This window comes from Paenibacillus sabinae T27, from assembly GCF_000612505.1.
GTDB classification, from domain to species: domain Bacteria; phylum Bacillota; class Bacilli; order Paenibacillales; family Paenibacillaceae; genus Paenibacillus_AQ; species Paenibacillus_AQ sabinae.
Genome location: NZ_CP004078.1, coordinates 2,013,465 through 2,025,863 on the forward strand (window position 1 = coordinate 2,013,465; position 12,399 = coordinate 2,025,863).

General features: G+C 52.9%; 10 protein-coding genes. 7 read left to right on the forward strand and 3 right to left on the reverse strand.

Annotated elements, in window-relative coordinates; all coding sequences use genetic code 11:
• Positions 1-35: 35 nt before the first annotated feature.
• Positions 36-1,337 carry a S8 family peptidase gene (locus tag PSAB_RS09225; RefSeq protein ID WP_025334293.1) on the reverse strand — a complete coding sequence of 434 codons (1,302 nt, stop codon included), beginning with the start codon at positions 1,335-1,337 and terminating at the stop codon, positions 36-38.
• Between the two features lie 1,420 nt (positions 1,338-2,757).
• On the reverse strand, positions 2,758-3,912 hold the full coding sequence (locus PSAB_RS09235) for a glycosyltransferase family 4 protein (protein WP_025334295.1): 1,155 nt from the start codon (positions 3,910-3,912) through the stop codon (positions 2,758-2,760).
• 120 nt (positions 3,913-4,032) lie between these two features.
• On the opposite strand from PSAB_RS09235, the gene PSAB_RS09240 reads away from it, so the two are divergent.
• From PSAB_RS09240 to PSAB_RS09250, 3 genes are all read left to right on the forward strand, one after another.
• Entirely contained in the window at positions 4,033-4,767 is a 735-nt protein-coding gene (locus PSAB_RS09240) for an SDR family oxidoreductase (protein WP_025334296.1), read from the forward strand.
• 85 nt (positions 4,768-4,852) lie between these two features.
• Complete coding sequence (locus tag PSAB_RS09245) at positions 4,853-5,860, forward strand: zinc-binding dehydrogenase (protein WP_025334297.1); 1,008 nt, start codon at positions 4,853-4,855, stop codon at positions 5,858-5,860.
• A 49-nt stretch (positions 5,861-5,909) separates the two neighbouring features.
• Positions 5,910-6,317, forward strand: coding sequence for a MerR family transcriptional regulator (locus tag PSAB_RS09250; protein WP_025334298.1), 408 nt, complete (start codon positions 5,910-5,912; stop codon positions 6,315-6,317).
• Positions 6,318-6,331: 14 nt separating this feature from the next.
• Here the strand turns inward: PSAB_RS09250 and PSAB_RS09255 are convergent, their stop codons facing one another.
• A complete protein-coding gene (locus PSAB_RS09255) occupies positions 6,332-7,543 on the reverse strand; it encodes an ROK family transcriptional regulator (RefSeq protein WP_025334299.1) in 1,212 nt (403 codons plus the stop codon).
• Positions 7,544-7,966: 423 nt separating this feature from the next.
• On the opposite strand from PSAB_RS09255, the gene PSAB_RS09260 reads away from it, so the two are divergent.
• The 4 genes from PSAB_RS09260 to PSAB_RS09275 are packed head-to-tail and all read left to right on the forward strand — an operon-like array spanning position 7,967 to position 12,384.
• A complete protein-coding gene (locus PSAB_RS09260; RefSeq protein ID WP_025334300.1) occupies positions 7,967-9,298 on the forward strand; it encodes an extracellular solute-binding protein in 1,332 nt (443 codons plus the stop codon).
• A gap of 11 nt (positions 9,299-9,309) precedes the next feature.
• Positions 9,310-10,299 (forward strand): carbohydrate ABC transporter permease, encoded by a 990-nt coding sequence (locus tag PSAB_RS09265; protein ID WP_025334301.1) that lies wholly within the window; start codon positions 9,310-9,312, stop codon positions 10,297-10,299.
• Positions 10,300-10,316: 17 nt separating this feature from the next.
• The gene (locus tag PSAB_RS09270) at positions 10,317-11,156 is read left to right on the forward strand and encodes a carbohydrate ABC transporter permease (protein ID WP_025334302.1); all 840 of its coding nucleotides are present in this window, start codon (positions 10,317-10,319) and stop codon (positions 11,154-11,156) included.
• 22 nt (positions 11,157-11,178) lie between these two features.
• Positions 11,179-12,384: a GNAT family N-acetyltransferase gene (locus PSAB_RS09275; RefSeq protein ID WP_025334303.1), complete on the forward strand. Its 1,206-nt coding sequence runs from the start codon at positions 11,179-11,181 to the stop codon at positions 12,382-12,384.
• The last annotated feature ends 15 nt before the right edge of the window (positions 12,385-12,399 follow it).

Sequence of the window (12,399 nt, forward strand, 5' to 3'; positions counted from 1 at the left end):
ATAGATTGGTATCTGTAAGTTCTTACCGGAAGAGCTTATTGGCGCCCCGGTTTCCTGAAAGGGACTGACCGGGGCCGCTTCCGGCATGACAGCAGAAATCTGACATTAACTTCGCCGCTTCCTGCGGTGTTGGCGTTCAGCTTGAGGCGGAAGGTATTCTTTTTGAGCAATGTTTTCACCTGCAGGGGCGAGAGAGAAGGTCTGCTCTGAAGCAGCTGCGCGGCCGCGCCGGAGACGATGGGCGTAGACATGCTGGTGCCGGAGAGCGTGAAGTATTTTTTACCGACTCTTAAGTAAGGAGATTCACGGTCAAGCTTGGAGCATGGGGCCCGCAGCGAGATGATCGACTCGCCTGGTGCGACCAAATCCGGCTTTTTGCCGCCGCCAGGTACCGGTCCCCGGCTGGAGAACCAAGCAATGCGGTCGTCCGCCTGGAGGAGAGTGCGCCGGTCGTCTACCGCTCCGACCGTGATGGCCGACGGACTGTTCCCGGGGGTTTCTATCGTTCCGTACCCCGGTCCGTCGTTTCCGGCCGCGATCACAACGCTGAGCCCGGCCTTGACCGCATGCTCCACAGCTTGGCATAAGGGATCGTCGGAACAGGGAGTTTGAATCGGACCGCCCAGCGACATCGAAAGTATACGCAGCTTTAGTCGTTTCCGGTTGGCGATGCACCACTCGATTCCCTTGATTATCGTCGAATCGTAACCGTTGCCGTTCTGATCCAGCACTTTGACGCCGATAACGCCCGCTTTCGGGGCGGGGCCTTTGTATTTACCCTTGCTCGACCAGCCGTTTCCCGCGGCGTCCCCGGCCGTATGCGTCCCGTGGCCGTTATCGTCATAAGGAGTTCGCCTATGGTTGATGAAGTCCTTAAAAGCTATAATCCGGTTAATGGGCCGGGTCAGATCCGGATGGGGGAAGACGCCGGTGTCCAGAATGGCGATGTTTACCCCTTTTCCGGTAAGCCCCTTTTTTCGTTGAACCGAAGTAGAACCGATTGAAGGCGTCGCTATATGGAGCGACGTTTTTTTGATTCCGTCCAGATAGATTTTCCTCACCCCGCCGCAGCAGCACATCCGCTTTAGACAGTCCATCGAAATCCGGGTAGCTATCGATTGAAGCAGGGGAAGCTTGTGCAGTACCGGCAGCGCATGCGAACCCGCATGCCGCTTCAGAGCCTGAAGCCGGGCCGGGGTTATTGGGTGCTTCAGTTGAATAATGACCGGAATGGCCGCCGGCTTGGCGCCGCCGGATTTAGACAACTGTTGAATCTTTCGCCTCAAGGGCCGATGCAGCTTCGCGGCATGCTGCTGCCGCCAAATCTGTCCGTTCATAGTTGGTCTCACCTCGCAGTGCATTTTATGCGCCGCTTCGCCCTTGGGTGCTGCTATGGAACCAGGATATGGGCACAGCCAGAAAGCCATTAATGTACAAAAAAAGCGGCCGTGGCCGCCAGATTGAAGCCGCCGACCGCTCCGGGAAGAGACGGAGAATCAGCCAGTAGGCCGCTTGGGGCGTTAACGGTGCGGAGATTCCTGCGTGTATACATCTTTTTCCGTGGAAACTCTCACCCCGAACCCAATTCCTGCCAAAGTGCAGGCAATTCTCCTCCTATCTCCCCGTTGGCGGTACATAGGTTAAAAAGGATGCACGATCGCATCTTTTCCTTCTACCAACGCGAAACTCACCTGACAAACCTGCAGGTTTGCAGGAAAACGGGACAGCTACTATATCCCGGGGGCGAGGTTGAACAGAAGTATCTCAGTATTCTACAAATTTAGCAGGAAAACGCCAACTACTGTAAACCGGTCCCTACTGAATAGAAGTATCTATTTCATGATCACAGTGAGAAGTTAAGGCAACCGGCAGCGGGGAAAGTTAGTTTGGGGGGAAGGGGATAGATAGGTGTCGGGGAGGAAGTTTGTTGGGTTTTCAGATTGGTGGGCGGTGAGAAGGTGAGTAAGTATGGTGAGTTTGGTGAGTAGGTGAGTAGGTAGGTGAGTAAGGTGAGTAAGGTAGGTGAGTAAGGTGAGTTTGGTGAGTAGGTGAGTAAGGTAGGTAAGTAAGTGAGTAGTTAAGTAAGTAGCTGGGTTGCGGAGATTCCTGCGTGTATACATCTTTTTCCGTGGAAACTCTCCTCCCGGGCCCAATTCCTGCCAAAGTGCAGGCAATTCTCCTCCTATCTCCCCGTTGGCGGTTCGTAGGCTTAAAAGGATGTACGATCGCATCTTTTCCTTCTACCAACGCGAAATTCTCCTGACAAACCTGCAGGTTTGCAGGAAAATGGTGCAGCTACTATATCCCGGGGGCGAGGCAGAACAGAAGCATCTCATGGTATTCCGCAGGTTTGCAGGAAAACGCCAGCCACTACACTCCGGACCGAGGTTTGACAAAAGTATCTCACGGTATTCCGCAGGTTCGCATGAAAATGGTGCAGCCACTATACATCGGACTCGGGACCAAATGGAAGTCCGTGACATTCCGCAGGACTTGCAGGAAAAACACCGGCTACTTTAATACTTGACTCAAACTGAACAGCACAATCCTATGCTTACCGTTTGTTGTGAGAATTTGTATCCCGGGCGGCACCGTGCTGGCGGCATGGGCCGCTCCGGCTGGCCGCGAGTACACTTTGCCAGACTTACCGTAATCACAACGACCGACCATGGTATAGAAAAAAATCGCAAGACACCGGGATTCCGGTATGTTTTGCAATCTTTTTCCCTGCGTGCTTAAACAAGCTACCCGGCAGCGTCAACCGGTGCTCCTCCGCTCGGGGTGAAGTTCCGGATTCGCGGCGTACGTGTACTGCAGCATGAGATCATCGAATACGGCGTCCCAGCCTCGGGCTTTTGCGGTTTCAAGCGCTTTTGCCCCAATAGATTGCCGATTATGCGGATTGAGCATGCTGACAATCGCCTTGGTTAACTCCGGAACGCTCCCGTACTTGCAGACCAGAGCATTGTGGTGGTTCTCCGTAAAATCGGTCACTCCGCCGGAATCGGTGCAGATGACCGGAAGCCCGCTCGCCATGGCCTCCAGCAGCACATTCCCGAACGTCTCGGTGCCGGAAGGAAAGACGAAGGCATCCGCGCTCGCATAAATAGCGGCGAGTTCATCGCCCCGGCGGCTCCCCGTAAAAATGGCGTTAGGTATCCTTTGGGCAATCAGCTCCGGTAAATAAGGTCCGTCTCCCGTGAAGACCCATTTCACTTCCCTGCCGTAGCGCAGATTCACTTGCTTAATGCTGTCGGCCAGCGTCTGCAGCCCCTTTTCCACCGCGATGCGGCCTACATAGAGAAATACGACTTCATTCGTAATCCCCATCTCCTCCCGAAGCTTGGGGGAGTAATTCCCGGGATGAAACCGCTCCAGATCGATTCCGCGAGGCCACAGATCCAAATTGGTGATGCCGTGGCGCGCCAAATCCTGCATCGTGCTCCGGGAAGGGGCAAGATTGACCTGCGCGAAGCTGTGGAACCGGCGCATGTATGCCCACAAGGCTTTGCTTAAATATTGCATATGGTAAAATTGGAGGTACTTGTCGAAGCTGGTATGATAGGACATGACGATCGGTAGATTCAGCGCTCTCGCGGCCCGAAGGCCGCTCCAGCCGACGCCGAGCTCGGTAACAATATGGACAACATCGGGCTTAAAGTCCGAGAGCTGCTCCAGAACTTTGGGATAAGGAGGGAAAGCGAGGCGGCAGTCCGGGTAGATATGAGGAGTAAATCCTTTGAACCGCACGACCGGAACCCCGCTGGCTTCAGGCTCACCAGTCTCATAATCGGGAGCAAAGAATAGATGTTCAATGCCGCAGCGGGTCAGATATTGGCTCAAATACATCAACGTATTGGACACACCATTGATCTGCGGGTAAAACGTATCCGTGAAGAAGGCTATCCTCAAAATCATCAAATCCTTTACCGTTGAATTGAACCCTGTTATCACTATATGAGTCCTATGCAAATCCCAAACGGCGGAAAGGTAAAATTGCGATTAAATTTCATTTTAGGGTGGGCGGACATAATGCTTTCTGATAAAAAAATAATCATTACAGGCGCGGCGTCCGGAATCGGAAAAGCGGTCGTGAAACTAAGTTTGCGCGAAGGCGCTTCGGTAATCGCGTGCGATCTGAACAGCCGGCTGCTTGAAGAGCTGAAGGAGGAGGAGGGGGCTTGCCATAAGCTGCACACCTATCAAGCGGATGTGAGTGAGTACGAGCAGGTTCGTGACTTTTTTGCCTATATTGAAACGGAACATCCGGATGCGAACGGCCTGGTTAATAATGCGGGCATTTACTTAGCCAAAAGCATACTCGATTATCAAGAGAACGAGATCGACAAGGTGATGGATATCAACATCAAGGGCGCCGTCTATTTCTCGCAGCTGTTCGGTAGACGGATGCTCCGCAATCGGCAGCAGGGAACCATCGTCAATATGTCTTCCGTCTCCGGTATGGAGGGAAGCTCGGATGCGGTATACGGACTGACCAAAGCGGCTTTGCTCGGGTTAACGAAGAGCTGTGCCATGAATTTTTCCCCTTATATACGCGTGAACGCCGTCGCGCCAACCATGGTCGACACCTCGATGATGCAGACCATTCCCGATTGGAGAAAAAAGGAGTATCTCAGTCACCAGCTGATCCAAACCCCGGTCCTGCCGGAGGATGTGGCCGAAACGGTCGTCTTTTTATTATCCGATAAATCCAGGCACTACACGGGCGCGACCTTTGATATTAATAACGGAGGCTATTTGAGATAATGCGCTCATGGCCGCTTGACTTCGAGTAAACTCTAAGAAATATAATACGGGCATCCATTATTCACCTTTGAAGGGGAGATGTCCTGTGTTTAACTCAAGAGTCATTGTAACGGCGTACGGCGGGCCGGAAGTGCTGACATTGGTTCAGGAGCCGCTGCGGATACCAGATCGGGACGAGGTTCGTGTCAAAGTTCAAAGCTCCGGCGTCGCGCTGGCGGATATCATGAGAAGGGAAGGCAAGTTTCCGAATCCGCCAACGCCGCCGTTTACGCCGGGATACGATGCGGTCGGTGTGATCGACGAGCTCGGAGAGGATGTGCAGCAGTTTCGTATAGGGGACAAAGTGGCGGTTTTCTATAACGGAACGGGGGGCTATGCGGCTTATGTATATGCGAAGCCCGATGAGCTGGTGGCCGTTCCCCCGCAGATGGATTCTTCACTCGCTGTTGCCACCGTCTTGAATTATGTGACCGCTTATCAGATGCTTCACCGGATTGCCAAAGTAACTGAGGGGGAGAGTATCCTGATCCACGGCGCAAGCGGCGGAACCGGCACCGCCCTTTTGGAGCTGGGCAGATTGGCGAAGCTGAAGATGTACGGCACGGCTTCGCTTGCGAAGCATCACATCGTTTCCGGGTACGGCGCCATACCTATTGATTACAGGAATGAAGATTTCGTCGATGTTCTGAGGCTTCATGCTTCCGAAGGAATCGATGCCGTGTTCGATCCGATCGGAGGCGAGAACTACGAGCGCTCGCTGCGAACTTTAAGCCGGAACGGGCGGTTCATCAGCTACGGCTATACTTCGGTGCTTCAGGAGCGGAACTCCGGAAATTGGGAGAAGGAGTGGAGCCGCCTGGCAAAGGCCCAAACGACGGAGCAGGGACACCCTATGCATCTTTACAGCATCACCCTTTTGAAAAAGGAGCAGCTGGACTGGTTCCGGGAAGACGCAAGCGCCGTACTGTCCCTGCTGGAAGAGGGATTGATCCATCCGCTGGTATCGCATCGCATTCCGCTTCAGGAAGCGGCCAAGGCGCAGGAACTGCTTGAACGGTCTTTGGCCGTCGGCAAAGTGGTGCTGATCAGTTGAAATATGTTGTAAAAGGATGAATGAACAAAGGAAGGGAGGGCTTTAGCGTATGTACTCGATCAGCGAAGTATCCAAAATAACGGGGATCACGGCGTATACCCTTCGTTTCTATGAAAAAGTAGGCATACTGCCGAACCCCTCCCGTAAGGATGGAAAGGAAACCGGGCGCCGGCGGTACGACGAAGGGGATATCCGGTTTATCCGTTTCATCCATGGCTTAAAGCAAACGGGAATGAAGCTGGAGGATATCGCTTCTTTTGCCAAAGACGGCTGCTTGCTGGATCTTGACGGCAGGGAAATGCCAGACATCCAGGATTCACTGCATTTGCGAATGGACATCCTGGATAAGCATATCGACTGGCTGGAGCGGCAGATGGAGCATCTGGAGCAGGTCAAGACTGTCGCCCTGGAGAAAAAAGCGTACTATTCGGCTATGCTGAATGACCGATCAAAATAAATAGGTCCTCCCGATCAATTGGCGAGCGAGAAGTGGAATATATCCTCCAGAATAATCGAGGCGGCCGCCAACAGGTTTGCCTCTTCACCGAGCGTTGACGGGCAAATTTTAAGATCCCGGAGTATGGGAAGCGCGTGGGATGACACGTATTTTTGGACGTTTTCCAGCAAGCGGGGGTTGCTTGAGCCGATCTGCCCGCCGAGGATCAGTATTTCCGGATTGAACAAATTGATGAGATTGACCAGGCCGTGACCGAGGTAGCCGGATATCTCATCGGTTAAATCGACAGCCAGCGGGTCCTGCATCTTGACAGCTTGATTGAACATCTCGGGCGTGACCCGGGCGATGTCACCCTCTGCCAAATCCATAATCGCCGTCTTTCTGCCGCGCGTCGCAGAGGCGATAATCCGGGAATATACCGCGGGCCAGCTGATATAGTTCTCCAGACATCCCGAGCTTCCGCATTCGCAGCGGATACCGTTCCGGTCAATGATGGTATGCCCGAGCTCTCCCGCACCGCCGTTGCCTCCTCTAAGCAGAATGTCGTGAAAAAAAATCCCCGCCCCCACACCCTCCGAGATCGAGACGTAGATCAAATTTTGGACCTTTCCGTAGGGTCCGAATTTTTTTTGGGCAAGCACGGTGGCGTTAAGGTCGTTCTCGAGCCATGTTTTGATATTGAAACGGCTTTCAATAATAGCTTTCAGGCTGATTTGCTCCAGCTTGAGCTTGGAGTTAAAGTACACGATGCCTAAATCCTTGTCGATAACCCCCGGAATAATAATCGAGATACCCAGGCATTGCCCGGTATCGGGACAACCCTGCAAAAACCGCTCAATCTCCGATAGAACGGCAGCGACAAGCTCCTCCCCGTATAAGGCTTGAACCGGTCTCGATTGCTTGCGGCTGATCTTGGCTTCCAGATCCATCCGGGCAATGTCAATGGAAGAATTGGATACGGAGACCCCGATCAGGTAAAGGCGGTCGGAAGCCAGCTTCAGCATGATCGGTTTTCTTCCGCCATTGGAAGCTCCTTCGCCCATTTCGCACACATAACCGTCCCGGATCAGCTCCTGGATGGCGGAAGCCACCGTTGTGGCGCTGATGCCGTAGTGCTTTGCAATCTCGCTTCGGGAGATGGGCCCTTTTTCCCGAATCACATTTAAAATAATCGACCGGTTCAGCTCCTGAACCAGCTTCTGATCTCCAGTTCTGATCTTGTTCACTTCGCTCAACCTCGCTTTAGGACCAATATAAAATCCACATTATCACGGCCACTTAATTCATCCAATGAAAAAAGTAACGATATTCAACTTGGAGAACTTAATACACCTATTAGAGTAAGTGGAATTAAGATTAGAGAGGTATTTACAATATATCCATAATAATATGTGACAAAAATTAACGCAAGATATTGAAAATATTACTTTTCTGTGACTATAATAGCGTAAATGGTATGTAAACGAACATGAAAACAGCAAAATTCTTTCTTTTATTGAGAGATAAATTTACATCATTGTGCATCCATTGGAGGAAGTTGACAGGGAGGGAGGGCTTCATTACATTTCGTGTACATTTTAACCCGGTTTAAATTTGCGGCGACGGCTGGCCTGCTGTACTTCAAATCCTAATCTTACTGGGGGGTTCTCATGAAACGGAAATCATCAATTATGGTATTGCTGCTGATGGTACTTACGGTTGCGGCGCTGTCCGGCTGCGGTAACGGCTCAAATAAGGCGGAAGGAACTGGCCAAGCGACCGGCACCAGCACAGCGACAGATGCGCCCGCCGGCGACAAGCCGTATGCGGGAGTTGTCCTCCGAACCATTTCCAATCCGTCCAATCAGGAATACTTCGCAAAGGTGAACAAAGAGTTTCAGGAAAAGACGGGGATTGAAGTACAGGTCGATACGGTCGGCAATGCCGATGTTACACCGAAATTGATGAACTCCTTTATGTCCGGCGGTTCCACCTATGATATTTTTGTCATGGATGTCATCGACTTGCCCCGGTTTGTAATGTCGGGATGGGTGGAGCCGGTCGATCAATGGATGACGGACGATATGAAGAATGAAATGCTGCCGTTTGCGAAACAGGCGCTGCAGTATCAGGGCAAGTATTACGGCCTCCCTTACGCCTCCGAATACAAGTCCTTTGTTTATAACAAGACGATGCTGGAAAAAGCCGGGTTCTCCGCTCCGCCGAAAACATGGGACGATTTCATTAAGTACAGTCAGACTTTGCAGGAAAAAGGGCTCGTCAAATACGGCTCAGCCTGGGCCTGGAGCCAGACGGAAGGCCTTGTCTGCGATTTCATCGCGATTGCTTCCAGCATGGGGGGCAAGCTGTTTGACGAGAACGGCAATCCTGTCTTCAACAGCCCGGAGAACACCGCTGCGCTGCAAATGATGGTGGATATGATCTACAAATACAAAATCGTGGACCCCGCTTCGATTCAATATAATGAAACCAACGTACTGGACGCCATGGCGGCGGGCGATATCGCTTTTGAACTCAACTGGGGGCTGCCGCTCACTCCGCTCAACGATTCCTCCAAGTCCAAAATCGTGAACCAGGCCGATGTCGCTCCGCTTCCATACACCGTATCCAGCGCGACGATTGCCGGACCGATGGCCTATGCGATCTCCTCGGGTTCGAAGAACAAGGAAGCCGCGTGGGAATATATCAAATTCCTGAACGACGTAGAAGGCAGCAAACGGCAGGCGCTTGAAATCGGCATGTTCCCGGGCTGGAAGAGCGTATATGAAGATCCGGAAGTGAAGGCGGGTGTGCCCGGATTGGACAAGATTCTGGAGCAGGCCGAGGTTGCCGTCAACCGTCCGCAAATTCCTTGGTACAATGAATGGTCATCCAAATTCCAGGTTGAACTCCAGAACGCGCTGACTCAAAAGAAAACGCCGGCTGAGGCCCTCGCGGATGCGTTCGCTGAAACGCAAAAAATCCAGGAGAGCAACAAGTAAGGAGCATGGCTATGGATAAGAGCGAACACCGTAACCCGGTCGTGATTCAGAAAGAAGGATTGTCCATGCGAGGTCAAGCGTTGTTTCGTCCGGCTGCAGCTTCCGTTTCGAATTCGAAGAAAATGATTTCCGAATCGAAATTTGCATTCCTTTTGCTGCTTCCCACTATCGTTATTCTGCTCGGTCTGCTGCTATATCCGTTTCTCTACTCCATCTACCTTTGTTTTGTTGATCTCAACCTGACGAAACCATGGGTCGGCCCGAAATTCGTCGGACTGGATAATTTCAGTGCGGTGCTTAAAGACGGGGAATTCTGGCTCAGCATGGAAACGACGCTTTATTTTGCCGTATTCAGTGTTGCGGCAAGCATGATTCTGGGGCTGGCCGCAGCCCTTCTTTTTAATATCAAGTTCCGTATGAGGGGGCTCGGGCGATCGCTGCTGCTGATTCCGTGGGCCATGCCCGGGGTAGTCAACGCCATGATCTGGCAGACGATGCTGCATCCGAACTACGGTCTGCTGAACGGGGTACTGCTGAAGCTGGGCGTGATCGATAGTCCGGTCGGCTGGCTGTCCGACCCGAAGCTGGCGCTGGCCTCCATTATTATGGCGCAGGTATGGACATCGTTTCCTTTTGTCGCCTTGATGTATCTGGCCGCGCTGCAGTCAATTTCCGGAGAATTGGTAGAAGCCGCCAAAATCGACGGTGCGGGGAGCATACGCATTTTTAAAGACATTATTGTAAAATTGCTGGTGCCCGTTACCCTGGTTCTGCTCGTTCTGCGCACGATCGACTCCTTCCGGATATTCGATCTGGTCTTTGCCATGACCAAGGGCGGTCCCGCGAATTCCACGCAGCTGTCTGGCCTGTACCTGTACAAGCAGGGCTTCATGTTCAGCGATTTCGGATTAGGTTCGGCCGGAAGCTATATCCTGACCGGATTTATTCTGGTATTCGTACTGCTGTACATGCGGATACTTCGGCAGAAGGACGGAGTTTGAGAAAGGGGGAGCGGCAATTGAACAAGTCCATTAAAAAGGTTCTGTTATTTTGCGGCGTCGCGCTTGTCATGATCTTTACGGTATCCCCTCTGGTCTGGGCTTGTATCATCAGCCTTTCGCCCGGTAAAGAACTGGCGTCGCTTGCCCGTCACTGGCTGCCGGACAGCTTCACCCTGATGAACTACAAGCAGGTGCTGAGCTTGTCCGACAATGCGGCATCGTTCAAAAACTCGCTGCTTAACAGCCTGATTGTGGCCAGCGTCACGACGTTGTTCTCGCTGATCTTCGGCTCCTTGGGAGCCTACGCCTTTGCCAGACTTCGTTTCCGCTTGAAAGACCGCCTTGCGGTCATTTTTCTCATTACGCAAATGGTGCCAAGCATCGCGATTGCGCTGCCGATGTATTTGATTTTTAACCGGATCGGACTGCTGGACACCAAATCGGCGCTTGTGCTGGCCAATCTGTCCTTCACTCTGCCTTTTATCATTTGGATGATGCGGGCGTTCTTCGAATCCATTCCGAAAGAGCTGGAGGAATCGGCCTTTGTGGACGGACTCGGACGGTTCGGCGCTCTGCTGCGGATCATTTTGCCGATTTCGGCTCCAGGGCTATTTGCCATCGGCGTGTTTGCCTATTTGAATACGTGGAATGAATTTAATACGGCCCTTGTGCTGACAGGCTCCTCGCAATCGAAGACGATGCCGGTCGTCATCAACGAATTCCTCGGACGCTTCTCCGTCGATTACGGTCTGATGGCAGCGTCGGGAATTATTGGCCTGCTTCCTCCGGTGCTGCTGACTCTGTTCTTCCAGCGCTATTTGGTGGACGGGATGACCGCAGGAGCCGTGAAGGGTTAACTAACGGAAAAGAGGTGCGCCATTGCCAAGATTGGAAGTCAGGCAGGTTCAAAACCGTGAAGAAATCGACAGGATCTTTGATATGCTGGGGAGCGTATTTCCTGAGGACCGTTCGTTCTTTCAGCAGAGGCTCGATTACGATGTCTCGAATGATCCCGAAACGACCTGGATCGCTTTGGCGGACGGGGAATTGGCGGGGTCGGTGCAGCTGTTTCCATACCGGATTCATATTGGATCGGCGGAGCTGCTCGTCGGAGGCATCGGCAGTGTGGCCGCGGTCCCGGCATACCGGGGACTGGGGGCGGTGCAGGCGATTTTGGCAGAGATGAGCTTGTGGATGAGCAGCCATGGTTTCGACCTTTCCCTTCTGTTTACCGGGATTCATCCATTCTACGAGAAGGCGGGCTGGGAGACGGTGGAAGCCCCTCTGTATGTGCTGAACGCCGAATCGGTATTGATGGAAGACGGCACGGGGACGCCCTATCAGATCTCGAAGTTTGAAGCCGGGGATTTGCACGAGGTCATGGAGATTTGTGAGCGGTACAACCGGAAGAACGCCAACACCCGGGTGCGGACTCGTGAATACTGGGAAGGCTTGCTGAAATGGACGGGTCATGTCACGGACAATTTTTGGGTGGCCAGAAAAGGAAACGAAATCGCCGCTTACGCCATCGGTGGGAAGGAAAAGGCCGGGAAGCTGAATCTGCTGGAATGCGCCTACCTTGATGGAGAGGGCGAAGCGATGAAGCCGCTGCTCTCAAGGATAGCCGGCGCGGAATCCGTCAAACGGCTGGAAGCTACCCTGCCTGAGGACGGCGTCCTGCCGGAAACTTTCAGGCAGCTCGGTTCTGTGGAGGTTGTCGATAACGACGAGACGATGTGGAAGGTGATCGGGTTACCCGCCATGCTGGCCAAGCTTGCGCCCGAACTGACAGACCGGATCGCCGGTCTGACCGGAGAAGAGGTGGCCGCCCTGCCTGAGCGCCTGCTGCTTCGGTGCGGGTCCGAGCGGGCCGTGCTCGTTCTCGAGCCATCCTCGGTCATCGTTCAGGTTTCCCCCTGGGGACTGGTCTATGACGAGGAAATCAAATGTACGGCCGCCGAATTTTGCGCCATGCTGACGCAGGGCATACAGGCGGTAAAGCGGGAGACGCTGCGCAGCAACAGGGCGCTTCAGGCGCTTTTTCCGGGGCAGCGTTATGCGATGTGGATCACGGAAAGGTATTAAAGGCATCCCTTTTCA